Source organism: Microbacterium lacticum (assembly GCF_006716815.1).
GTDB lineage: Bacteria > Actinomycetota > Actinomycetes > Actinomycetales > Microbacteriaceae > Microbacterium > Microbacterium lacticum.
The window spans coordinates 636,000-659,014 of record NZ_VFPS01000001.1 but is presented as its reverse complement, the minus strand read 5'-3'; the positions used below and the strand labels follow the sequence as shown (position 1 = coordinate 659,014).

21 protein-coding genes are annotated in these 23,015 nt (G+C 71.4%); 3 read left to right on the top strand and 18 right to left on the bottom strand.

Annotated features, from left to right (window positions below):
* Positions 1–3 precede the first annotated feature (3 nt).
* From FHX68_RS03155 to FHX68_RS03115, 9 genes are all read right to left on the bottom strand, one after another.
* On the bottom strand, positions 4–876 hold the full coding sequence (locus tag FHX68_RS03155) for a shikimate dehydrogenase (RefSeq protein ID WP_141380677.1): 873 nt from the start codon (positions 874–876) through the stop codon (positions 4–6).
* Positions 857–2,641, bottom strand: coding sequence for an endolytic transglycosylase MltG (gene mltG, locus FHX68_RS03150; RefSeq protein WP_229661553.1), 1,785 nt, complete (start codon positions 2,639–2,641; stop codon positions 857–859). The genes FHX68_RS03155 and mltG overlap by 20 nt, the downstream gene beginning before the upstream one ends.
* Positions 2,641–3,114, bottom strand: coding sequence for a Holliday junction resolvase RuvX (gene ruvX / locus FHX68_RS03145; protein ID WP_141380676.1), 474 nt, complete (start codon positions 3,112–3,114; stop codon positions 2,641–2,643). Before ruvX ends, mltG begins: the two co-directional genes overlap by 1 nt.
* Positions 3,111–5,774: an alanine--tRNA ligase gene (alaS, locus tag FHX68_RS03140; RefSeq protein WP_141380675.1), complete on the bottom strand. Its 2,664-nt coding sequence runs from the start codon at positions 5,772–5,774 to the stop codon at positions 3,111–3,113. Before alaS ends, ruvX begins: the two co-directional genes overlap by 4 nt.
* A 59-nt stretch (positions 5,775–5,833) precedes the next feature.
* Positions 5,834–6,151, bottom strand: a complete 318-nt coding sequence (locus FHX68_RS03135; RefSeq protein ID WP_141380674.1) for an ATPase — start codon at positions 6,149–6,151, stop codon at positions 5,834–5,836.
* Between the two features lie 87 nt (positions 6,152–6,238).
* Positions 6,239–6,868 carry a 30S ribosomal protein S4 gene (rpsD, locus tag FHX68_RS03130; protein ID WP_141380673.1) on the bottom strand — a complete coding sequence of 210 codons (630 nt, stop codon included), beginning with the start codon at positions 6,866–6,868 and terminating at the stop codon, positions 6,239–6,241.
* A 174-nt stretch (positions 6,869–7,042) separates the two neighbouring features.
* Positions 7,043–7,777 (bottom strand): DUF1361 domain-containing protein, encoded by a 735-nt coding sequence (locus FHX68_RS03125; protein ID WP_141380672.1) that lies wholly within the window; start codon positions 7,775–7,777, stop codon positions 7,043–7,045.
* Positions 7,778–7,797: 20 nt separating this feature from the next.
* The gene (locus tag FHX68_RS16105) at positions 7,798–9,303 is read right to left on the bottom strand and encodes a tetratricopeptide repeat protein (RefSeq protein WP_141380671.1); all 1,506 of its coding nucleotides are present in this window, start codon (positions 9,301–9,303) and stop codon (positions 7,798–7,800) included.
* 47 nt (positions 9,304–9,350) lie between these two features.
* Complete coding sequence (locus FHX68_RS03115) at positions 9,351–10,661, bottom strand: replication-associated recombination protein A (RefSeq protein ID WP_141380683.1); 1,311 nt, start codon at positions 10,659–10,661, stop codon at positions 9,351–9,353.
* Between the two features lie 157 nt (positions 10,662–10,818).
* On the opposite strand from FHX68_RS03115, the gene FHX68_RS03110 reads away from it, so the two are divergent.
* The 3 genes from FHX68_RS03110 (at position 10,819) to FHX68_RS03100 (ending at position 13,486) form a co-directional block, all read left to right on the top strand.
* Entirely contained in the window at positions 10,819–11,118 is a 300-nt protein-coding gene (locus tag FHX68_RS03110) for a dioxygenase (protein WP_141380670.1), read from the top strand.
* Positions 11,119–11,257: 139 nt separating this feature from the next.
* Positions 11,258–12,829 carry a DUF349 domain-containing protein gene (locus tag FHX68_RS03105; RefSeq protein WP_307723059.1) on the top strand — a complete coding sequence of 524 codons (1,572 nt, stop codon included), beginning with the start codon at positions 11,258–11,260 and terminating at the stop codon, positions 12,827–12,829.
* A gap of 75 nt (positions 12,830–12,904) precedes the next feature.
* Complete coding sequence (locus tag FHX68_RS03100) at positions 12,905–13,486, top strand: SAM-dependent methyltransferase (protein WP_141380669.1); 582 nt, start codon at positions 12,905–12,907, stop codon at positions 13,484–13,486.
* Here FHX68_RS03100 and FHX68_RS03095 read toward each other — a convergent pair.
* The 9 genes from FHX68_RS03095 to FHX68_RS03055 all read right to left on the bottom strand — a co-directional run bounded on the left by FHX68_RS03095 (position 13,473) and on the right by FHX68_RS03055 (position 23,007).
* The gene (locus FHX68_RS03095; protein WP_141380668.1) at positions 13,473–15,758 is read right to left on the bottom strand and encodes a RelA/SpoT family protein; all 2,286 of its coding nucleotides are present in this window, start codon (positions 15,756–15,758) and stop codon (positions 13,473–13,475) included. The two genes, FHX68_RS03100 and FHX68_RS03095, sit on opposite strands and share 14 nt — an antisense overlap.
* Before the next feature lie 56 nt (positions 15,759–15,814).
* Positions 15,815–16,813, bottom strand: a complete 999-nt coding sequence (gene secF / locus FHX68_RS03090; protein WP_141380667.1) for a protein translocase subunit SecF — start codon at positions 16,811–16,813, stop codon at positions 15,815–15,817.
* On the bottom strand, positions 16,813–18,543 hold the full coding sequence (gene secD, locus FHX68_RS03085; RefSeq protein WP_141380666.1) for a protein translocase subunit SecD: 1,731 nt from the start codon (positions 18,541–18,543) through the stop codon (positions 16,813–16,815). Before secD ends, secF begins: the two co-directional genes overlap by 1 nt.
* Positions 18,544–18,588: 45 nt before the next feature.
* Complete coding sequence (locus tag FHX68_RS03080; protein WP_141380665.1) at positions 18,589–19,068, bottom strand: preprotein translocase subunit YajC; 480 nt, start codon at positions 19,066–19,068, stop codon at positions 18,589–18,591.
* Between the two features lie 79 nt (positions 19,069–19,147).
* Entirely contained in the window at positions 19,148–20,248 is a 1,101-nt protein-coding gene (gene ruvB / locus FHX68_RS03075) for a Holliday junction branch migration DNA helicase RuvB (protein WP_141380664.1), read from the bottom strand.
* Entirely contained in the window at positions 20,241–20,864 is a 624-nt protein-coding gene (gene ruvA / locus FHX68_RS03070; protein WP_141380663.1) for a Holliday junction branch migration protein RuvA, read from the bottom strand. The genes ruvB and ruvA overlap by 8 nt, the downstream gene beginning before the upstream one ends.
* Before the next feature lie 102 nt (positions 20,865–20,966).
* Positions 20,967–21,533 carry a crossover junction endodeoxyribonuclease RuvC gene (gene ruvC, locus FHX68_RS03065; RefSeq protein WP_141380662.1) on the bottom strand — a complete coding sequence of 189 codons (567 nt, stop codon included), beginning with the start codon at positions 21,531–21,533 and terminating at the stop codon, positions 20,967–20,969.
* A gap of 128 nt (positions 21,534–21,661) precedes the next feature.
* Positions 21,662–22,420, bottom strand: a complete 759-nt coding sequence (locus FHX68_RS03060; protein WP_141380661.1) for a YebC/PmpR family DNA-binding transcriptional regulator — start codon at positions 22,418–22,420, stop codon at positions 21,662–21,664.
* A 53-nt stretch (positions 22,421–22,473) separates the two neighbouring features.
* On the bottom strand, positions 22,474–23,007 hold the full coding sequence (locus FHX68_RS03055) for a DUF1697 domain-containing protein (protein ID WP_141380660.1): 534 nt from the start codon (positions 23,005–23,007) through the stop codon (positions 22,474–22,476).
* Positions 23,008–23,015: the final 8 nt, after the last annotated feature.

The following is a 23,015-nucleotide window of genomic DNA, read 5'->3' as shown; positions in this document are numbered from 1 at the left end:
CCTCTAGTCTTCCATGAGCGCGGAGCGCATGACGGCCACGACGTCTTGCTCCCGCGGCAGCGGTTCAGTGACCTCGCCGGTCGCGAACGCGCGGATCTGCCGCACCGCCTGCTGGAGCAGCATCCCGCGCCCGTCGACCGCCGGGGCGCCCGCGCGCTGCCACGCATCGGCGAGCACCGTCGGCCAGTGGCCGTACACGACGTCGTACAGCAGCCCGCCGTCGCCCGCGAGGCGCGCCGCCGCGTCGGCGGGGAGCTCCGCCCCGCCCGGCAGCGTCGAGAGCGTGAGCGGGACCGGCCCCCCGTCGGACCCGAGCAGGGTGGCGACGGAGATCCCGACACCGAGACGCTCACCGAGGCCGACGAGCGGCGCCGCCGCCTCGGGTCGCCGGGCGAGCACCTCGACGCGGTCGGCGCCCAGGCGCGCGAGGGCCACGAGCGCGGAGGTCGCGGTCGCGCCCGCGCCGACGATCCGCGCCTCGGCGAGACCGGCCACGCCCTGCTCGGTCAGGTCGGCGACGAGGCCGTCGACGTCAGTGTTGAATCCGAGCCGCTCCCCGCCGCGCAGAACGAGCGTGTTCGCCGCACCGGTCAGCACGGATGTCTCGTCGAGGCGCGTCGCCGCGGCGAACGCCTCGGCCTTCAGTGGGAACGTGATCGACAGCCCCCGGTAGGCGAGGCCCAGCCCGGCGATCTCGGCGGCGAACTCGTCCGCCGCCACCCGCCGACGCCCGTACTGCCACGCCCAGCCGAGCTCGCGATACGCCGCGGCGTGTAGGCGCGGCGAAAGGCTGTGCGCGATGGGGTCACCCCATACCTCGAGGACGGATGCCTCCGCCCCGGGCGTGCCGGGCGCGTCAGCAGTCGTCGCTGTCATTGGCCGAGCACCACTCCTGCCACTGCGCCACGGCCTTCTCGTGTTCGGCGTAGGTCGTCGTAAAGACGGTCTCGCCGGTGTCGAGGTTGACGGTGACGAAGTACAGCCAGGGCCCGTCGGCGGGGTGCATCGCCGCATCGATGGCGACATCGCCCGGGTTCGCGATCGGCCCGATCGGCAGCCCGGGGTGGACGTATGTGTTCCACGGGTTGTCGTTCTCGAGTGCTTCGGCAGACGAGCTCGCGGTGCCCTTGTTGATCTCGCTGTACCCGTACTGGGCGGTCGAGTCCATCTGCAGGTAGCCGTGGGTCTCGTCGTTGTCCGGGGCGAGGCGGTTCTCGATGACGCGCGAGACCTTGTAGAAGTCGGCCGTGAACCGCGCCTCGCGCTGGATGATCGAGGCGACGGTCAGGATGCGCTCCCGCTGGTCGACGGGCACGCCGGCCGCGTCGAGCGACTGCACGGTGCGGTCGACCATCGTCTTGATCACCTCCTGCGGCGTCGTGTCGGGGTCGAACGTGTACGTCGCCGGGAAGAGCCATCCCTCGAGCGACGCGGCGGACACGCCGTAGACCGAGGGGTCGGCCGCGGCGGCCTGGAGGTCGGCGAGCGGGATGCCCGTGCCGTCGGAGACCCGGATGAGCGTCGACTCCATCGTGAGCCCCTCGGGCAGCTGCGCGGTGTTCTCGCGGCGGCTGGCCGGATCCTCGAGCATCGTCAGCGCGGCGGCCGAGGTCATCTTCTGCTTCAGCGTGTAGACACCCGGCTGGAACTCGGGGTTCTGCCCGGTCGAGATGAGGTAGTCGTAGAACGCCTCATCGGTCTTCGTGACCCCCGCCTGGTAGAGCGAGGTCGAGATGGATGCCCCGGTGTCGCCGGACACGATCGTGACGGTCGCCTCGCCTTCGGCGATCCCGTCCTCGTAGTCCTTCGGCTCTTCCCAGCCCATGAATGAGCGGATCTGGGATTCGTAGGTGTTCCACACCGCCAAGCCGCCGGCGACGATGCCCCCGAGGATCGCCAGCACCACGCCGAGGATCACCCAGGCGGCGATGCGCCCCTTGCGCCGCTCGCGGTGGTGACGTGCGGTCCGGGCGTGCTCGTCATCGTCGTGCGACGACTCGAACAGCGCGTCGAGGGTCTGCGGCGTGCGGCCTCCCGCCGCCGGGGCGGATGCCGCCGCCGCGGTGGGCAGCGGCGTCTTGGCCGCCGCCGGTTCTTCGGGCGCCGCGGCGGTGCGGCGTGCCGGACCGGCGGCGGGCGCCGCCGACACGGCGCGGGCGGGCTTCTCGGGGGGCGGCGCGGCCTGCGGGGCAGAGGGGGTGCCGACCGCCGACGCGGCCGAGACGGGCGCCGGCGCGGCCTCCTGCGGCGCCGTCGCGGCGGGCTCCTGCGACTGGGGCGCTGCCGCCTCCTGCGGCGCCGTCGCGACGGACTCCTGCGACGCCGGTGCGGACTGATCGGCGGACGTCCGCTCCGCGGCCTGCGCGGCCTCACGCGCCGCGCGACGGGAGCGCGGCGCCGGGGCGGCGCCCTCGGCGGGGTCGGGCGAGGCGGACGCGGCAGCATCCGGAGAGCCGGCAGCGGTAGCCGCACCGCGCGCGGCGACGCGCTCACCGGCGGCGGGTGTGTCTTCACCCGCGCCAGGCGCGGTGTCAGCTCGCGCCGCGGCGCGCGGCGTGGCCGCCGCATCTCGCGACGGTGCGGTCGGCAAGCGGCTGAACAGCTCCGCGAACGGGTCGTCGTTCGGCGGCGTTTCGGGCATCAGGCGGGCTCCTGAGGGTCTGGCGAAGGTTCACCGGCCGGGGTACCGGTGCCCTTTTCGACGTCGATGGCCTGCTGGAGCAGCACCACTGCGGCGACTTGGTCGACAATCCTACGAGACGATCGCTGAGAGCGCCCGGCACCTCGCAGCGCCGCATGCGCCGTGACGGTGCTCAGCCGCTCGTCGACGAGGCGCACCGGAAGGCCCGACGCGGCTCCGAGCTCGGCCGCGAACGTGCGCGCGTCGTCCGTCGAGGCGGTGTCGTTGCCCGCGAGACTCACCGGCAGGCCGACGAGCAGCTCGAACGCGTCGTACTCCGACGCGAGCGCCGTGATGCGCGCGATGGATGCCTCGTTCCGCGGCACGGTCTCGACGGGAACCGCCAGCAGGCCGTCGGGGTCGCACCGCGCGACCCCGACGCGGGCCTTGCCGACGTCGATGCCGATCCGCACGCCGCGGCGGAAGCCGCTCACGCGCTCGCGGTCTCCAGTGCCGTGGCGACGGCCCGCAGCGCTGCGGGCAGCGCCGCGGCATCCGTACCACCGCCCTGAGCGACGTCGTCGCGTCCGCCTCCGCCGCCGCCGAGCGCGGCGGCCGCGGCCTTGGCGAGCACGCCCGCCTTGGCGCCGGCACCACGAGCCGCCTCGCCGGTGGCGACGATCACGACCGGGCGACCGGAGACCTCCGCGCCGAGGGCGATGACGGCGTCGGCGCCCACGCGCTCGCGCACCTGCAGCGCCAGCGTGCGCACGTCGTCTCCCGATGCCGCAGTGCCCACCGACTCGGTGACTACGCGGAACGGGCCGGAGGCAGTCGCCGCGGCGGCAAGGGCGGGGACGCGCCCCTCGAGGGCCTTGGCCTCGAACTGCGCGATCTTCTTCTCGGCGGCCTTCAGGTTCGCCGAGAGCTGGGCGATCCGCGCGGCGAGCTGGTCCTTCGGGGTCTTCAGCGACGAGGTCAGCTGCGCGACGATGGCGCGCTCGGTGGCGAGCTCGCGGAAGGCGTCCTGGCCGACGAGCGCCTCGACGCGACGGTTCGACGCGCCGACCGACGACTCGCCGATGACGTTGATGAGGCCGATCTCGGCACTGGAGGCGACGTGGATGCCACCGCACAGCTCGCGCGACCACGGCCCCCCGATGTCGACCATCCGCACCGTCTCGCCGTACTTCTCGCCGAACAGCGCCATCGCGCCGGCGGCCTTCGCCTCGTCGAGCGAGAGCACCCGGGTGGTCACCTCGAGGTTGTCGCGCACGGCGACGTTGGCGATCTCCTCGATCTCGCTCTTCGTGGCATCCGACAGCGCCTGACCCCACGAGAAGTCGAAGCGGAGGTAGCCGGCGCGGTTGAGCGAACCGGTCTGCGTCGCGCTCTTGCCGAGCGTGTCGCGCAGCGCCGCGTGCACGAGGTGCGTCGCGGAGTGCGCCTGCTGGGCGGCGCGGCGGTTCACCGCGTCGACGACGCTCGTCGCGGGCTGGTCGACGCCCACCTCGCCGCTCGTGACCTCGACGGTGTGGCTCACGAGGCCCGGCACCGGCCGCTGCACGTCGATGACCTCGAGCTCGTAGCCGGGGCCGACGATCACGCCCTTGTCGGCGACCTGTCCGCCGCTCTCGGCGTAGAGCGCCGTCTCGGCCAGGATGACCTCGACGATCTGTCCTGCCGACGCGCGCGTGACCGGCACCCCGTGGTGCAGGATGCCGAGCACCGTCGAGGCGGTCTCGAGGTCGGTGTACCCGGTGAAGACCGTCTCGCCCTGCGCGCGCAGGTCGCGGTAGACGCTCGTGTCGGCGAGCTGGCGCTTGCGCGAGCGCGCGTCGGCCTTGGCCCGCGCGCGCTGCTCCTGCATGAGCGTGTCGAACGCGTCGCGGTCGACACGCAGCCCGGCCTCCTCGGCGATCTCCATCGTGAGGTCGATCGGGAAGCCGTAGGTGTCGTGCAGCAGGAAGGCCTCCGCACCGTCGATGCGCTCCCGGCCGGCGCCCTTCGCCGCGGCGATCGAGGCGTCGAGGTTCTCCGACCCGGCGGCGAGCGTACGCAGGAACGTCGCCTCCTCGGCGAGGGCGTACTGCGAGATGCGCGGGTAGTCGATCTCGACGATCGGGTACGCCTCCTTCATCGCGTCGCGCGACGCGGCGAACAGCTCCGCGAACGTCGGGCCCTCGACGCCGAGCAGACGCATCGCGCGGATGACCCGGCGCATCAGGCGGCGAAGGATGTACCCCCGCCCCTCGTTGGAGGGCGTGACGCCGTCGCTCAGGAGCATCAGCGAGGAGCGCACGTGGTCGGCGACCACGCGGAAGCGCACGTCGTCGTCGTGGTTCGCGCCGTACGTCTTGCCGGAGAGCTCCACTGCCCGATCGAGCACGGGGCGCACCTGGTCGGTCTCGTACATGTTCTCGACGCCCTGCTTGAGGAAGGCGATGCGCTCGAGGCCCATGCCGGTGTCGACGTTGCGTGCGGGCAGCTCCCCCACGATCTCGAAGTCGTACTTCGAGCGCACGTTCGTGATCTCGTACTGCATGAACACGAGGTTCCAGATCTCGACGTACCGGTCGTCGTCGGTCGCCGGTCCTCCGTCGATGCCGTAGGCCGGGCCGCGGTCGAAGAAGATCTCCGAGCAGGGGCCGGCGGGGCCGGGAAGACCCGTCGACCAGTAGTTCGTGTCCTTGCCGAGCCGCTGGATGCGCTCCTCGGGAAGCCCGGCGATCTCGCGCCACAGGTCGTGGGCCTCGTCGTCCTCTTCGTACACCGTGACCCAGAGGTCCTTCGGGTCGAAGCCGAGGCCGCCGTCCGCTTCGGGGCTCGTCAGGAGCTCCCAGGCGTAGCGGATCGCACCCTCCTTGAAGTAGTCGCCGAACGACCAGTTGCCGAGCATCTGGAAGAAGGTGCCGTGGCGGGGCGTCTTGCCGACCTCTTCGATGTCGTTCGTGCGGATGCACTTCTGGTTGTCCGCGGCGCGCTTGTAGGGCGCCGGCACGTCACCGGAGAGGTAGGGGATGAACGGCACCATGCCGGCGATCACGAACATCAGCGCCGGGTCGTCGCTGACCAGCGGTGCGGAGGGCACGATCGTGTGCCCGTTCTTCTCGAAATAGGTCAGGTAGCGCTTCGCGATCTCGGCGGTCTTCATGAGTGGGTCCTCGGGCATGCGGCACCCGCGCCCCCGTGGGGCGCGGCGATGTGCCGGGGTCAGTCGGTGAGCTGGGCGGCCGTCTTCTTGGCGGCGGAGGCGGCGGTGGATGCCGCGTCTCCCGCCGCGTCGATCGCGTCGGCGGCGGCGTCCTTCGCGGCGCCGAGGGCGTTCGCCGCGGCATCCTTCACCTCGGCGGCGATGCCGTCGATCTTCGCCTCCTGCGCGCGGTAGGCCTCGCCGATGCGGTCGGTGAACTCGGTGATGCGGGCGTCGACCTCCACGAGCGCTTCGTGGCCGCGCGGGTCCTTGTTCACGAGGTGGGCCGCGACGAAGCCCCCCGCCAGTCCCAGCACGAACCACAGCAAGCTCTTCATGGCATCCATGTTAGGCCGTAAACGCCGGAAGGCGCCGGGGGTGAACCCCGACGCCTTCCGTGCACCTGTGCGGTGGAGCGGATCCGCTCAGCGCGCGGCGTAGTACTCGACGACGAGCTGCACGTCACACGTGACGGGCACCTCGGCGCGCTTGGGACGACGCACGAGCTTCGCGTGCAGCTTGTCGAGCTCGACCTCGAGGTAGCCGGGAACGTTCGGCAGCACCTCGGCGTGGCCACCGGCGGCGGCGACCTGGAAGGGCTCGAGCGCCTCGCTCTTCTCCTTGACGTGGATGAGCTGGCCCGGCTTCACACGGAAGGACGGACGGTCGACGAGCTGGCCGTCGACGAGGATGTGACGGTGCACGACGAGCTGGCGGGCCTGCGCGGTGGTGCGGGCGAAGCCGGCACGCAGCACGAGGGCGTCGAGACGCATCTCGAGCAGCTCGACCAGGTTCTCACCGGTCAGGCCGTCCTTGCGGCGGGCCTCGTTGAAGGTGTTGCGCATCTGCTTCTCGCGGATGCCGTACTGCTCGCGCAGACGCTGCTTCTCGCGAAGGCGGACGGCGAAGTCGCTGTCCTGCTTGCGCTTGGTGCGGCCGTGCTCACCCGGAGCGTACGGACGCTTCTCGAGGTATTTGGCGGCCTTCGGGGTGAGCGCGACGCCGAGGGCGCGCGACAGACGCACCTTGCGGCGGTCCTGAGACTTCGTAGCCACGAAGTGTTCCTTTCGTTACGCGGACGCGACTGTCGCGCCTCGCGGACGTATCGCCTCTCCTCGCCCTGTCCGGACTGCACGCCGGGGCATGCCGGAAGGTCGGTGAAGAAGAGAGGGGATGCCCGAAAACCGGTTTCGAGCCACCCCATGCTATCAGAGCGGGTCCCCGGGGCCTCAACCGGCGGTGGAGCGCAGCGCCGACCAGGCGAGGGTGAACAGCGGCACGTAGAGCAGCCCGATGAGAAGGGCGTGGGTCAGCACGAACCCGAACGCCTCGAGCGCCTTGCCGCGCTGTCCGAGGTGCGCGCGGAGCTTCCGCAGGAGCGAGCCCGGATGCCGCGCATCCCAGCTGTTCAGCCGCAGGTAGCGCCCGAGGTACACACCGACGGCGCCCAGCACGATGATCACGGCGGCGAAGACCCAGCTGCCGGCGGGGATCCCGCCCCCGGCCGCGTCGACCATCACGATGTACACGAGCTGCACCACGCCGAGGCTCAGTACGGCGTTGGCGATGCCGGAGAGCGTCAGGGCGAGGGTCTGCACGATGTCGTACCAGAGCGGCACGGGAGTGACCTCGGAGCGGTGACTGAAGTTCAGTTCGGTGATGAGGTACACCGAGTTCGGGAAGAGCAGCAGCCACGCGACGGTCGCCGTCAGCAGGTACGCCCAGAGGAACACCGCGCCCGCTCCCGAGAGGCGTTCGGTGATCGCCCCGAACACCGGGGTCAGCACGATCAACCCCAGCCCGAACACGATCGCGAGCAGCACCGGCAGCGACGACAGCGCGACGTTCAGGAGCATCGGGCGGTACAGCGGCACGCCGTACACCCGCGATCGCAGCACGACGAGCACGACCGCGTAGAGGTTCAGCAGCACGACCGAGATCACGCCGAGAGCGAAGGCAGACACGCGGACAGCCTGACACACGCTCACCCGAACAGGTCGAGCACTCCCACGGGGTACACGGACACGCCGCCGCGGCGGAGCGCGGCGAGGTCGTACCAGCCGACCGTCGTGTGGCTGTCCCGCACGGCGAGTCGATCCCCGCTCGGCAGGCCGGCGAGGTCCGCGCTCTCCACGGCGTAGACGTGCACGACCTCGTGGCCACGAGCGCCCGCGCCGTCGAAGATGTTCTCCGTGACCGCGAGCGGTCGCACGTGCTCGAGCGTGGCATCCAGTTCCTCGGCGAACTCGCGGCGCAGCGCCTCCTCGGCCGACTCGCCGAAGTCGATCCCGCCGCCGGGCGCCCGGAGGAACTCGGCGTGCCGGTCGTTCGCCGGGTACGCCTCCAGCAGCACCTCATCGCCGCGGACGAGCACTCCGACGGAGATCGCGCGCACGCGGTCGGGCTTCGCCAGCTCTCCGGCGTAGGCGCCGACCGCCCGCTGGTAACGCGGCAGGCGCGGCGCCAGGGTCTGGAGCGCCACCCGCAGCGCGTCGACGGGCTTGTCGTCGGAGTGCAGGGCGAGGGCGAGGAACGCCCGCGCCGAGGCGATGAGCGGATCATCCCCCGGCACGTCGCGCAGCAGCGCAATCGCGCCCGACGCGTCGCCGACGTTCCGGAGCGTGCTGGCGAACTGGATCGTCGCCTGCGTGCGGAGGGCGGGTTCGAGGCCGCCCGCGAGCGCGGCGCGGTAGAGCGGCACCGCGGCATCCTCTTCGCCGAGCGAGTCGTGCAGCGACGCCCGCTCGTAGTCGATGCGCGCGGGGCTCGCCTCCGCGGCGCGGATCGTCTCCTCGAGGAGGGTACGGGCGGCATCCGCGTCGCTGAGGTCGACGTCACTCCAGAACGCATCGAACGGATCCCCGGCGTCAGTGTCCCCCGGCCGTTCGGTGGCGGGGTCGAGCAGTGTGCGCACGCGCGCCTGCAGCGCGACGAGCGGCGGGTCAGTCAGCTCGGCGCGGGCGAACACGTGGAGGCCCCGCAGGGCGGCCCCGGCGTCGCTGAGCGCGCCGGAGAGCAGGTGCGGCACGAGGGCGGATGCCTCGAGCTCGCCGATCCTCCCGGTCTCGCCCGCTTCCCATCGGGGCTCGGCGACACGGCGGCATCCGGCGGCGATGACGACGGACTTCCGGCGGGTGGAGTTGGCGCCTGCCCATTCGCTGCCCGCGTCGAAGAGCGCTGCGGCCGCGAACCCGGTCTCTTCGAGGAGTTCGCGGGCGCCGGCCTCGAGCGCGTTCTCGCCGGGGTCGATCAGCCCGCCGGGCAGCTCGACGATCGGCCGGGCGGGGCCGACCCGGAACTGCTCGAAAACCAGCACGCTGGCCGCGGTGGTGAACGCGACGACCGCGACGGTGTCGCCCTGCTCGAGCAGGTCCCAGTCCGACTCCGACCCGTCGGGGAGGCGGTAGGTGTCGCGCCGAACGCGCGTGTATCCGTCGAACATCGGGGTGCTGCCGAGGAGCTGCCAGTGCGGGATGCGAGCGTCGTCCATGGCATCGATCCTCGCACCGCGGCGCGCGGCGTCCCGTCTCGCCGGGCTCAGTCGCCGAGGATCTTCCGGATCTTCTCCACGCGCGCCCCGATGTCGCGTTCGAGCCCGCGCCCGGTCGGCTCGTAGTAGTGCCGTCCGCGCAGTTCGTCGGGCAGGTACTGCTGGGTGGCCACCCCGACCTCGAGGTCGTGCGGGTAGATGTACCCCTTGCCGTGCCCGAGCCGCTTGGCGCCGGGGTAGTGCGCATCGCGCAGCGGTGGGGGTACGCGGCCGAACCCGCCCGCACGCACATCGGCGATCGCCTTGTCGATCGCGACGTACGCCGCGTTCGACTTCGCGGTCGTCGCGAGGTACGCGGTCGCCTCGGCGAGCGGGATGCGCCCTTCCGGCATGCCGATGAACGCCACGGCGTCGGCCGCGGCCACCGCGATGACGAGGGCCTGCGGGTCGGCCAGGCCGATGTCCTCGGATGCCGAGATCACGAGTCGCCGTGCGATGAAGCGCGGGTCTTCGCCGGCTTCGATCATGCGCGCGAGGTAATGGATGGCCGCGTCGACGTCGGAGCCGCGGATCGACTTGATGAACGCGCTGATGACGTCGTAGTGCTCGTCGCCCTGCTTGTCGTAGCGCAGGAGCGCCCGATCGACGGCCTGCGCGACGACGTCGGCGGTGATCACCGGCCGATCCGTCGGGGCTTCTGCGGGGCTCTCGCCGTCCTCCGCGGCATCCGACGCCGGCGCGACCATCGCCGCCGCGGCCTCGAGCGAGGTGAGAGCCCGCCGGGCGTCGCCCGAGGCGAGCTGCACGATCGCGGAGCGCGCGGCAGGGTCGAGCGTCACCTCGCCGGCGAGCCCGCGTGGATCGCCGACGGCACGGTCGACGAGCGCGCCGAGGTCGTCGTCGGTGAGGGGCTGCAGGGTGAGCAGCAGCGAGCGGGAGAGCAGCGGCGAGATCACCGAGAACGACGGGTTCTCGGTCGTCGCGGCGATGAGGATCACCCAGCCGTTCTCCACCCCGGGCAGAAGGGCGTCCTGCTGGGCCTTCGTGAAGCGGTGGATCTCGTCGAGGAAGAGGATCGTCGACGCGCCGTAGAGGTCGCGCTGCGTCATGGCATCCTGCATCACCTCGCGCACGTCGCGGACGCCCGCCGTCACCGCCGACAGCTCCACGAAGCGCCGCCCCGACGTGCGCGCGATCGCCTGGGCGAGCGTCGTCTTCCCGGTGCCGGGCGGCCCCCAGAGGATCACCGAGACCGTGTTCTTCGAGGTGCCGGCCGGGTCGGCGAGAGCGACGAGCGGAGAGCCGGGCCGCAGCAGATGGCCCTGCCCGGCGACCTCGTCGAGCGAGGTGGGACGCATGCGCACGGCCAGCGGTGTCTGACCTTGGAAGAGCGCGGATGCCTGTGCCACCCGTCCAGGCTAACCGCGGGGGCCGACACCGGGCCGCACGGGCGACCGAGGCCCGCCGGGATAGGATTCATGCGGCTCCGACGACCGGTGCTGCGAGGAGGAATCCGTGGCGAACGGTGCAGGCAAGAAGCAGTCGCGCGACGAGCGGGAGCGCGCCCGCGCGTACCGTGCGCGTCAGGAGTTCCACGAGAGCCTGACCGCGCGCCGCCGCCGCGACAACCTCGTCGCGGGTGTCGCGGGCGGTGTGCTTCTCGTCGCGATCATCGCCGCACAGGTCGCCTACTTCACCGTCGGCCCGGGCACCCCCGAGCCCACGCCCACGCCGTCGCCCACGTCGTCGACGACGCCGGCGCCCGAACCCACCACGACGGAGCTGCCGACTCCGACGCCGACACCCACGCCGTGATCGCGGCCCCCGCGGTGCGCGGGGCGCGCGACGTATAGGCTGTTGGCCGACCGAACTCCCGTGCCGACCGGACGGAGCACCTGCTGCGCCGCCCGTCGCTCGACCCCCACGCGGCGCGATCCGCGACGAGGTGCTACCTGTGACTGACGCCACTGCTCCCGCGAACGACGAAGCGGCCGCCGCCGAGCCCGTCGCACGCGAGTCCACCGACGACTCCGCCGCCGACGAGGCGCAGCCCGCGGCGACCGACACCTCCTCGACCGCGATCGACATCGTGCGCATCGAGGTCGTCGAGGGCGAGACCGAGGCCCCCGACGTCGTCGCCGAGGAGATCGTCGAGGGCGAGGTCGTCGAGCAGGCCGTCGAGCTCGAGGCCGCGCCGAGCCACGCCCCCGCGCCGGTGCCCGCACCTGCCCCGACCCCGGGTCGCGTTCCGGTCCCCCGCCCGCCCGCACGCCGCGCTCCCGCGCCGCAGACGCCCGCCAGCGCGGAGCCCTTCGGCCGCGTCGACGACGAGGGCACAGTCTCGGTGCGCGAGGGCTCCGAATGGCGCGTCGTGGGCCAGTACCCCGACGGCACTCCTGACGAGGCCCTCGCCTACTTCGAGCGCAAGTTCGCCGATCTCGCCGGCGAGGTCACCCTGCTGGAGACCCGCCACCGTGCCGGCGGCGCCTCGGCGTCGGACCTCCGTGCGACCTCGCGCGCCGTGCGCGAGCGCGTCGTCGGTGCCGCCGCCGTCGGCGACCTCGCCGCACTCGAAGCCCGGCTCGCCGCGCTGGATGCCGCGCTCTCGGAGGCCTCGGCCGAGGAGGCGCAGGCGCAGCGCGCCGCCGTCGACGCCGCCATCGCCGAGCGCACCGCGCTCGTCGAGCGCATCGAGGCGATCGCCGCGCGCGACCCGAAGTCGATCCAGTGGAAGCAGACGAGCGCCGAGGTGACGGCCCTGTTCGAGCAGTGGCAGGCCCACCAGGCATCCGGCCCGCGCCTGCCGAAGGCGACCGGCCAGCAGCTCTGGAAGCGTTTCCGCGACGCGCGGGCGACGCTCGACAAGCACCGCCGCGAGTTCTACGCCGGCCTCGACGAGCAGCACAAGTCGGCGCGCGACTCGAAGGCGCGTCTCGTCGAGCGCGCCGAGGCGCTCGCCAGCCGCGGCGAGGACGGCATCGGCGCCTACCGCACCCTGCTCGACGAGTGGAAGCTCTCGGGCCGCGCCGGCAAGAAGGCCGACGACGCACTCTGGGCGCGCTTCAAGGCGGCCGGCGACGCGCTCTACGCCGCCCGCGCCGGGCGCGAGCTCGCCGACGCCGAGGCGTCGAAGGAGAAGATCGAGGCCAAGCGGGCGCTCCTCGACGAGGCGGCCGCCGTCCGCGCCGAGAAGGACAACGCGAAGGCCCGCACGATCCTCACCGGCATCCAGCGGAAGTGGGACGAGATCGGCCGCGTCTACCCGCGCGAGGCCGAGCGTGCGCTCGACGACGACCTGCGCAAGATCGAGCAGGCGCTGAAGGCGCGCGAAGACGCCGCGTGGAAGAACAACAACCCGGAGACCACGGCGCGTCAGAACGATATGACGCAGCAGCTGCGCGATGCGATCTCGGGGCTCGAGGCCGATCTCGAGAAGGCGAAGGCGTCGAAGAACGCCGCCGCCATCGCGAAGGCGACCGAGGCGCTCGAGGCCCGCAAGAGCTGGCTGAAGGCGCTCGGCGGCTGAGCGCTCGGCGCGCGTTCCTCCACAGATCCATCGCCGAGACCCTCTGGGCGCGCCCGCGGTGGCACACTGCCAGACATGTCTTGGCCGTTCCTGTATTTCGCCGATGACCCCCTGTCGCGTGCGGAGCTGACCGGCGCGCGCCTCGACGGCGACCTCGTCGAAGTCGGCGAGGCGTACATGCCCGCCGACGCCGTGGAGACCCGCGAGCTGCGTGCCGCGTCGCTGCGCCGGCTCATCCCGCCGTTCCTCACCGTCGTGCGCGCGAGCGCGGCGTGGGTGCACGGCGCGGTGATGGATGCCCCGACCCGGCACGCCGTGCAGCGCCGGTCCGCCGTGCGACCGCACCAGCTGCTCGACGCGCGGCTGGTGTACCACGACCATCCGCTCCCGCCCGGGGTCGACGAACGGGTCGGCGGCATCTGGGTGACCACGCCCGCCCAGACCCTCGCCGACCTCGCCCGCGCTCAGCACAGCGGCGAGGTCTCGGGCGCCCACGTCGACGCGCTGCTGCGCTGGCGCCCCGAGCTCGCCGCCGAGGCGGTGGCGGTGCTCGAACGCGCGGGCGCCGTGCACTTCAAGCGCGCCGCGCTGGCGATGCTGCGCGAGCGTGCGGACGCGGTGACTCCCGCGGCCTCCGAGACGGTCAGGACGACGTGACGCGGTAGACGTCGTAGACCCCGTCGATGCGGCGCACCGCGTTCAGCACCCGGTCGAGGTGCACGATGTCGCCCATCTCGAAGACGTAGCGACTGAGCGCCAGGCGGTCGTCGTTGGTCTGCACCGAGGCGGAGAGGATGTTGACGTGGTGCTCGCTCAGCACCCGCGTGATGTCGCTCAGCAGGCCCGAGCGGTCGAGCGCCTCCACCTGGATGTGCACGAGGAAGACGCTCTTGGTCGTGGGCGCCCACGACACGTCGATCATCCGGTCCGGGTCATCCATCAGCGAGCGCACGTTCGTGCAGTCGGCGCGGTGCACCGACACGCCGCTCCCCCGCGTGACGAAGCCGACGATCTCGTCACCCGGCACCGGCGTGCAGCACTTCGCGAGCTTGACGAGGATGTCGGGCGCCCCGCGCACGAGCACGCCGGAGTCTCCCCCGCGCGGCGCCTTCGAGCGCCCGACGTGCGGGATCTCGATCGGACCGGTGGAGGTGTCCTCCTGCGAGCTGACGAGCGCCGTCACCTTCTCGATGACCGACTGCGTGGAGACGTGCCCCTCGCCGACCGCGGCGTACAGCGCGGTGACGTCCTCGTAGCGCAGCTGGTGGGCGACGTCGGTGAACGAGTCCTGGTTCATCAGGCGCTGCAGCGGCAGGTTCTGCCGCCGCATCGCGCGCGCGATGGCCTCCTTGCCCTGCTCGACCGCTTCTTCGCGCCGCTCCTTCGTGAACCAGCCGCGGATCTTGCTGCGCGCGCGGGTCGACTTCACGAACGAGAGCCAGTCCTGGCTCGGGCCGGCGTCGGGGTTCTTCGAGGTGAAGACCTCGACGACGTCGCCGGAGTTCAGCGGCGTGTCGAGCGGCACGAGGCGGCCGTTGACCTTCGCGCCCATCGTGCGGTGGCCGACCTCGGTATGCACGGCGTAGGCGAAGTCGACGGGGGTGCCGCCGGCGGGAAGGCCGATCACGCGCCCCTTCGGCGTGAAGACGTAGAGCTCCTTCGCCCCGATCTCGAAGCGCAGCGAGTCGAGGAACTCGCCCGGGTCGGCGGTCTCCGCCTGCCAGTCGGAGATGTGCGCGAGCCAGGCCATGTCGGCGTCGACCGACTTGGTGTCGGGGGTCTTCCCCGCCATCCGCTCCTTGTACTTCCAGTGCGCGGCCACACCGTACTCGGCCTGCTGGTGCATCTCGTTCGTGCGGATCTGGATCTCGACCGTGCGGCCGCCGGGGCCGATCACCGTCGTGTGCAGCGACTGGTACAGGTTGAATTTCGGCGTCGCGATGTAGTCCTTGAAGCGCCCGGGGATGGGGGTCCAGCGGGCGTGGATCGCGCCGAGCACCGCGTAGCAGTCGCGCACCGTCGCCACGAGCACACGGATGCCGATGAGGTCGTAGATGTCGTCGAACTCGCGACCGCGGACGACCATCTTCTGGTACACGGAGTACAGCTGCTTGGGCCGTCCCATCACCCGTCCGCGGATGCGGAGGTCGCGCAGGTCCGACTCGACGGCGTCGATGACGGTGTGCACGTACTCCTCGCGCTGGGGCGTGCGCTGCTTGACGAGGCTGTCGATCTCGGCGTAGAGCTTCGGGTGCAGCACCGCGAAGGAGAGGTCTTCGAGCTCGCTCTTGACCGCCTGGATGCCGAGGCGGTTGGCCAGCGGAGCGTAGATCTCCAGGGTCTCGGTCGCCTTCTTGGCGGCCTTCTCGGGCGGCACGAAGCCCCAGGTGCGCGCGTTGTGCAGCCGGTCGGCGAGCTTGATGAGGAGCACGCGGATGTCCTTGGACATCGCGACGATCATCTTGCGCACGGTCTCGGCCTGCGCGGCGTCGCCGTACTTGACCTTGTCGAGCTTGGTCACCCCGTCGACGAGCATCGCGACCTCGTCGCCGAAGTCGGCGGTCAGCTGCTCGAGGCTGTAGTCGGTGTCCTCCACCGTGTCGTGCAGGAGCGCGGCGGCGATCGCGCGCGGACCGAGCCCGAGGTCGGCGAGGATCTGGGCGACCGCGAGCGGGTGGGTGATGTACGGCTCGCCGCTCTGGCGCTTCTGACTCGCGTGCGCGCGGGAAGCAGTCTGATATGCGCGCTCGATGATCGCGACGTCGCCCTTGGGGTGGTGTGTGCGGACGATCCGCACGAGCTGCTCGACGCCGTTGCGCGAGGGCGTGCGCGAGAAGATCCGCGGCACGAGACGGCGAAGCGACGAGCCCTGCGGCGCGGGGGCGCTTCCCGGGGCGGCCGAAGCGGGCACGGGCACCGTCTCGGTCATCCGCTCACCTCCCCTTGCGATCCGACAATCCTATGCCCGGGCGAACGTCGGTCCGCTCACACCTCGACGGCGGCGCGCTCGCGCGCGGCGAGCACCCGTGCGTCGCGCTCCTTGATCGCCGGCTCGTTCTCGCGCAGCAGCGAGTAGAGCGGTGCCGCGACGAACAGCGTCGAGTACGCGGCGACGATCGTGCCGACGAAGATCGACAGCGAGATGTCGGTGAGGGTCTGCGCACCGAGCCACAGGGCGCCGATGAACAGGATCGCTCCGGTCGGGATCGCGGCGACCACCGTTGTGTTGATCGAGCGGATGAGAGTCTGGTTCACCGCGAGGTTCACCGACTCGCCGAAGGTGCGCCCCGACGATTCGCCGGCGCGGGTGTTCTCCCGGATCTTGTCGAACACGACGGTCGTGTCGTACAGCGAGTACGACAGGATCGTGAGGAAGCCGATCACCGCCGCCGGCGAGATCTCGAAGCCGAACAGCGCGTACACCCCGATCGTGATGACGAGCACGTCGATCAGGCCGATGATGGCGGCGACCGACATCTTCCAGGTGCGGAAGTACAGCGCGAGGATCACGAAGGTGAGCGCGAGGAAGATCGCGAGGCCCCAGAGCGACTGGCGCGTGACATCCTGCCCCCAGCTGGGGCCGATGAACGACGAGCTGACCTCGTCGGCGGGCACCTGAAACGCCTCGGCGAGAGCCGCGCTGACCGCCCGCGTCTCGGCGTCGGTCATCTGGTCGGTCTGCACGCGGAGCGACTGCTCGCCCTCGGTCGTGCCAATCGTCGTGACCTTCGTGTTCGCGCCGGGAACGACCTCGCGCACCGCGTCGGTGGCGACGGTCTGATCGGGGCTCGACAGGCCGCTGACGGTGAACTGCGATCCGCCGGTGAACTCGATCGAGAACTGCACGGGGCGGATGAGCGGCACGAGGGCCGCACCGATCACGAGAACCGCGGCGATGATGAACCAGAGCTTCCGTCGCCCGACGAACGGGAAGGAGGTCTTGCCGGTGTAGAGGTCGTTGCCGAGCTCGTTCATGGAGCGCATCAGTCGTCCCCCTCCGTCGCCTTGCGACTGCTGGCGGCGAGCTCCGCCTGCTTGCGTTCCGCGATGGTCTGGCGCCGCTCGGCCTCGCCGCGCGAGCGCCCCGCACGCCGTGCCGCGCCGCCGGTTCCGACGCACGCCGCGACCGGCTGACGGAACTGCGCGCGACCGCGGTACACCGCGCCGAGCGCCTCCGGGTCGAGCCCCGAGAGCGGGTGACCGCCGCCGAAGAAGCGAGTGCGCGCGAGCAGCTGCATCACCGGGTGGGTAAACAGGATGAAGATGAGAATGTCGATCACCGTCGTGAGGCCGAGCGTGAACGCGAAGCCCTTCACCGTGGCATCCGCGAGGATGTAGAGCACCACGGCGGCGAGGATGTTGATCGACTTCGAGATGTAGATCGTGCGCTTGGCCCGACCCCAGCCGTCCTCGACCGCTGCCGTGATCGACTTGCCGTCGCGCAGCTCGTCTCGGATGCGTTCGAAGTAGACGATGAACGAGTCGGCCGTGAAGCCGATCGTGACGATGAGGCCCGCGACGCCGGCCAGCGACAGGCGGAAGCCCATGCGCCAGGCCAGGATGCACAGCGTGATGTAGGTCAGCACGCCCATCACCGCGAGCGACGCGATGATCACGAAGCCGAGCGCGCGATAGACGATCAGCGAGTAGAGGGCGACGAGCGCCAGACCGATGAGGCCGGCGATGAGACCGATCTGCAGCTGCTGCGAGCCGAGGGTCGCCGAGATCGAGTTCGAGCTCTGCACCTCGAAGCTGAGCGGCAGCGCGCCGTACTTCAGCTGATCGGCGAGCACCTTCGCGCTGTCCTGGTCGAACGACCCGCTGATCTGCGGCTTGCCGTCGAGGATCACGCCGTTCATCGACGGGGCGGAGATCACGCTGCCGTCGAGCACGAACGCGAACTGGTTCTGCGGCGTGGTGCCGGCCTGCGTGTAGGCGTACAGGCGCTGACTGACCTCGCCGAAGGTCTTCGCGCCGTCCGCGTCGAACACCACGTTGACGACCCACTGGCCGTTCTGCGTGTCCATGCCCGCCGTGGCGTCGGTGATCGACGATCCGTCGAGCTCCACCGGGCCGAGGATGTATTTCTCGGTTCCTGCGGGGTTGCAGGCGATGAGCGGCTGGTCCTTGGGCTCGTTGCCCGGGTCGTTCGCCTCGTCGGCGCAGTCGTACGCGAGGAAGCGGGCCTGCAGGGCCGGCGTCACCCAGTTGAGGTCGCTGCCGTTGGTCGGCGACGCCGTCGGGGTCGACGCGAGTCCCGGGTCGGGGGTGGGGTACGGCGTCTGGTTGCCGTCCTCGCCCACGTACGACGTGCTCGCGGCGGTCGTGTAGAGCACGGCGCGCAGCTGCATCTGCGCCGAGGCGGTGATGCGGTCGCGGGTCTCGTCGTCGGCCTGGCCGGGGATCTGCACGACGATCTGGTTGCCCGCCTGCGTCGTGATGTCGGTCTCGCCGACACCCGAGGCATCCACGCGCTGCCGGATGATCGACGCGGCCTGATCCATCTGCTCCGACGTCGGGTTCGAGCCGTCGGGCGTCTTCGCCTCGAGGATGATCTGCGTGCCGCCCTGCAGGTCGAGGGCGAGGGACGGCAGCCACGAGCTCTTGCCGACGACGTACACGCCGATCGCGTTGATGCCGAACAGCACGACCACGATCGCGAGCAGCGCAGTCAGTGCGCGCCACGCGTGACGCACAGGGGTGGGAGTGGCCACGAAAGGCTCAGCTTTCTTCGGGGGACGCCGCCGCGGCGGCGCGCGTCAGGACTGGGGCTTGTCGCGAGGGTCGACGTCGGAGGCGGTGAGGTCGCTCGCCGCCGCGTCGGTGGATGCCGAGGCATCCGCGGCCTTCGCGCGCTCGCGCTCCTGGTCGTCGCTCAGCGACGACAGACCGCCGTCGGCGACATCGGCCGCGTACTCGGCCTGGTCGGACTCCGCCTGCAGGTACTCGTCCTCGCTGACGGTCTCCTCGGTCTCGTCGACCACGCGGAGGATGGCCTGGCTGTGCACCTCGACCTCCATGCCGGGGGCCAGCTCGACACGCGCCGACTTGGAGAGGTCCTCACCGTCGTACTCGACGAGCGTGCCGTACAGGCCGCCCTGGAGGAGCACCTTGACGCCGGGCAGCATCGCCCGCGACTTCGCCTCCTGCTCGGCCTTCATCCGGGCCGCGCGACGGCGCGAGCTCCAGAACATGAAGACGAGCAGCGCCGCCATCGCGACGAGCAGGATCCAATCCATGGGAACGACCTTTCGAGTGCGCGCCGATCGGCGCGAAGAGGGCGGCAGAAGCCTTCAGCGATTATAGGTCATCGAAGATCTATAGGTCATCGAAGATCGCGGCCTCGCCCGGCTGTGGCACGCGCAGGTGCGCGTAGGCCTCGGGCGTCGCGATGCGCCCGCGCGGGGTGCGGCCGAGGAATCCGATGCGCACGAGGTAGGGCTCGACCACCGACTCGATCGTCTCCGCCTCCTCGCCGACCGTGACGGCGAGGGTCGACAGGCCGACCGGGCCGCCGCGGAACCGGCGCACCACGGCGTCGAGCACGGCGCGGTCGAGCCGGTCGAGGCCGATCGCGTCGACGTCGTAGAGGTCGAGGGCCGCGTGCACGTCGCTCTCGGTCGCCGCCCTACCCCCTGCCGCTCCGCGCGTCGAGGTCGATGAGGTCGTCGACTGATCGCCGTGCACGATGACGTAGTCGCGCACGCGCCGGAGCAGGCGGTTCGCGATGCGGGGTGTGCCCCGCGAGCGTCGGGCGATCTCGTCACGCGCGGCGGGCGGCACCTCGACGCCCAGCATGTTCGCCGAGCGGGCGATCACCCGTTCGAGCTCGTCGGGCTCGTAATACTCGAGGTGCGCGGTGAAGCCGAAGCGGTCGCGGAGCGGGTTGGGCAGCAGCCCCGACCGCGTCGTCGCGCCCACCAGGGTGAACGGCGCCAGATCGAGCGGGATGCTCGTCGCGCCCGCGCCCTTTCCGACCATGATGTCGATGCGGAAGTCCTCCATCGCGAGGTACAGCATCTCCTCGGCGGAGCGCGCCATGCGGTGGATCTCGTCGATGAACAGCACCTCGCCGGGCACGAGGCTCGACAGGAGCGCCGCGAGGTCGCCGGCGTGCTGGATCGCGGGCCCCGACGAGAGCCGCAGCGGGCGGCCGCTCTCATAGGCGACGATCATCGCGAGGGTCGTCTTGCCGAGGCCGGGAGGTCCCGACAGCAGGATGTGGTCGGGCGGGCGCTGCTGGATGCGGGCGGCGTCGAGCAGCAGCTGCAGCTGCCCGCGCACCTTCTGCTGACCGACGAACTCGGCGAGCGAGCCCGGGCGGAGCGCCCCCTCGACGGCGAGCTCCGACTCGTCCTCGGGAGCGGCGGGGTCGTGCGGGGCGTCGCGGTCGGCGTTCCCGGGGAATGCGTCAGACACCCGTGCGCTCCGTCCTGCTCGGGCCCAGCTGAGCGAGGGCGAGCTTCAGCAGAGCGGGCACGGCGGCGCGCTCGGCCGCCGAGGCTCCGCCGACGATCTCGTGCACCGTCTCGGTGCTGACCCGCTCGCTCCAGCCGAGCGCGACGAGCGCGGCGACGACCTGCGCCGCGATCGCGGTGGGCGCGGCGCCGCCCGCATCGCCCCCGCCGCGCGGTGCGGCGTGCAGCTTTCCCGCCAACTGGACGACGATGAGCTTGGCCGTCTTCGGCCCGATGCCCGACACGCGCCGGAACGGCGCGTCGTCCTCTGCCGCGACCGCATCGGCGATCTGGTCGACCGACAGCGCCGACAGCACCCCGAGGGCCGATTTGGGTCCGACGCCAGACACGCTGAGCAGCAGCGCGAACGTCTCGAGCTCGCCGCGCTCAGCGAAGCCGAACAGGGAGAGCGCGTCGTCGCGGACGACGAGGTTCGTGTGCAGAAACGCCTCGTCGCCGACCCGCAGCGTGCGGGCCAGCGGGGCGGGCACGGCGACGGCGAACCCGACGCCACCCACCTCGACGATGGCCGACTCGGCATCCACATGCAGCACCGAGCCGCGCAGCGAGGAGATCATCCCGTCAGCCTACGACCCGGTTCGGACGTTTGTTCGAGCGACACGCGTCGGGGCGTCTCGAGGTGCAGGACTGACCGCATCAGAGCGCGTCCACCGCCACGGTCATCGCCGGGCGGCCGCGCGCTCGGCGTCGGCCCACGCGCGCTGCGCGGGGGTGAGCGCGCCCGAGGCGCCCGGCGTCGCAGAGCCGCGACGCCACGCGTGGCAGAGCGCGATGGCGAGGGCGTCGGCGGCGTCGGCCGGCTGCGGCAGCGCGTCGAGGCGCAGCACACGCGCGACCATCGTCTGCACCTGCAGCTTGTCCGCCGAGCCGTAGCCGGTGATCGCGGCCTTCACTTCGGAGGGCGTGTGGGTCGCCGCAGGCAGGCCGTGCTCGGCGGCGAGCAGCAGTGCGACCCCGCTCGCCTGCGCGGTGCCCATCACCGTGGCGCGGTTCTGCTGCGCGAACACGCGCTCCACGGCCACGACGTCGGGGCGGTGCGCGGCAAGCACCGATCGAAGGCCCGCCGCGATCACGGCCAGGCGTTCGCCGATCGGCAGCTCGCTGCCCGATCGCACGGCACCGACGTGCACGAGCGTCGCCGAGCGGTCGCGCGCGACGTCGACGACGCCGACGCCGCAACGGGTGAGGCCCGGGTCGATGCCGAGCACGCGAAGAGCGGATGCCACTCCCCCACGCTACGTGCGGGCGCGCCGCCTCGGCGGCGTGACGCGCCGCGGCACAGCACGCCAGACGCGAGACGCGCCGCACCGGCGAGGTGCGGCGCGTCTGCGCATCAGGGTTGCGGCGTCAGCTCCTACTCGTCGTCCTCGAGCTCCGCCTGCACGTCGACGGAGAGGTCAAAGTTGCTGAAGACGTTCTGCACGTCGTCGCTGTCCTCCAGCGCGTCGATCAGGCGGAACACCTTGCGCGCGGTGTCGGCGTCGATCTCGACCTTGAGGTTCGGCACGAACTCGACATCGGCCGACTCGTACTCGATGCCCGCGTCCTGCAGCGCGGAGCGCACCGGCACGAGGTCGGTCGCCTCGGTGATGACCTCGAACCCGTCGGCGTGCGACTCGACCTCTTCGGCGCCGGCCTCGAGCACGGCGAGCATGACATCGTCCTCGGTGGTTCCCTCACCCGAGACGACGATGACGCCCTTGCGCGTGAAGTTGTAGGCGACCGAACCGGGATCGGCGAGCGTCCCGCCGTTGCGGCTGAGGGCGGTGCGCACCTCCGCGGCGGCGCGGTTCTTGTTGTCGGTCAGACACTCGATCATCAGGGCGACACCGTTCGGGCCGTACCCCTCGTACATGATCGAGGTGTACTCGACCGACTCGCCGCCGATGCCCGCGCCGCGCTTGATGGCGCGGTCGATGTTGTCTTTGGGGACCGAGGTCTTCTTCGCCTTCAGTACGGCGTCGTACAGGGTCGGGTTGCCGGCCAGGTCGGCGCCGCCGAGCTTGGCGGCGACTTCGATGTTCTTGATGAGCTTCGCCCACGACTTGGCACGGCGCGAGTCGATGACCGCCTTCTTGTGCTTGGTCGTGGCCCATTTGGAGTGTCCGGACATGACGCCCAGTTTACGGGCCTGCGGCCCTCGGCATCATCCGCCCGTCGTCGGCGTCACCCGACGATCTTGGCCAGCGTGCGGAGGTTCCGCGTGGTCGTCGTCTGCCGGTAGGCCGCTTTCGCGACGATCTTCCCGAACGGGCTGTCCACCGTGTGACCCTTCACCGGGCTCCAGTAGACGAAGCCGAACCCGGCGCCGTTCGGGTCCTCGGCGGGATCGACCGTCGCCGCGGCATCCATCAGCGCGTCCCGCACGCCGGCATCGGCGCAGAAGATGACATACGGCTGGCGGTCGGCGTCCGCGGCGTCGAACGGGAAACCCTCGAGCGCGGCGGCGAGCTCGTCGAGGGTGACGAGCACGATCCACGCGTCGTAGTCGAACCGGCGGCGCAGCGCGGCCTCGATCGACGCCTTCAGTGCGGAGCGATCGGCCGCCTCGGCCTGCGCCCTGAACCGGCCATTCCCGCTCGCGAGTACGGTCACGACGTCCGCGTGCCCCTCGTCGCGGAACACCGCGGCGAGGTCGGCGTTCCGGATCGTCACGCCGTTGACGTTGACACCGCGCAGGAGCGCCACCCAGCTGGTCATGACTGCAG

Bases quoted from the DNA above. Each gene is read 5' to 3' on its own strand.
- FHX68_RS03135 (WP_141380674.1), bottom strand. From the start codon at position 6,151: ATGAAGAGCTTGCTGTGGTTCGTGCTGGGACTGGCGGGGGGCTTCGTC.
- ruvA (WP_141380663.1), bottom strand. From the start codon at position 20,864: ATGATCTCCTCGCTGCGCGGCTCGGTGCTGCATGTGGATGCCGAGTCG.
- FHX68_RS03155 (WP_141380677.1), bottom strand. From the start codon at position 876: ATGACAGCGACGACTGCTGACGCGCCCGGCACGCCCGGGGCGGAGGCA.
- FHX68_RS03060 (WP_141380661.1), bottom strand. From the start codon at position 22,420: ATGTCCGGACACTCCAAATGGGCCACGACCAAGCACAAGAAGGCGGTC.
- FHX68_RS03100 (WP_141380669.1), top strand. From the start codon at position 12,905: ATGTCTTGGCCGTTCCTGTATTTCGCCGATGACCCCCTGTCGCGTGCG.
- FHX68_RS03055 (WP_141380660.1), bottom strand. From the start codon at position 23,007: ATGACCAGCTGGGTGGCGCTCCTGCGCGGTGTCAACGTCAACGGCGTG.
- secF (WP_141380667.1), bottom strand. From the start codon at position 16,813: ATGCGCTCCATGAACGAGCTCGGCAACGACCTCTACACCGGCAAGACC.
- FHX68_RS16105 (WP_141380671.1), bottom strand. From the start codon at position 9,303: ATGGACGACGCTCGCATCCCGCACTGGCAGCTCCTCGGCAGCACCCCG.
- FHX68_RS03095 (WP_141380668.1), bottom strand. From the start codon at position 15,758: ATGACCGAGACGGTGCCCGTGCCCGCTTCGGCCGCCCCGGGAAGCGCC.
- alaS (WP_141380675.1), bottom strand. From the start codon at position 5,774: ATGAAGACCGCCGAGATCGCGAAGCGCTACCTGACCTATTTCGAGAAG.
- FHX68_RS03115 (WP_141380683.1), bottom strand. From the start codon at position 10,661: ATGCGTCCCACCTCGCTCGACGAGGTCGCCGGGCAGGGCCATCTGCTG.
- mltG (WP_229661553.1), bottom strand. From the start codon at position 2,641: ATGCCCGAAACGCCGCCGAACGACGACCCGTTCGCGGAGCTGTTCAGC.
- FHX68_RS03080 (WP_141380665.1), bottom strand. From the start codon at position 19,068: ATGGATTGGATCCTGCTCGTCGCGATGGCGGCGCTGCTCGTCTTCATG.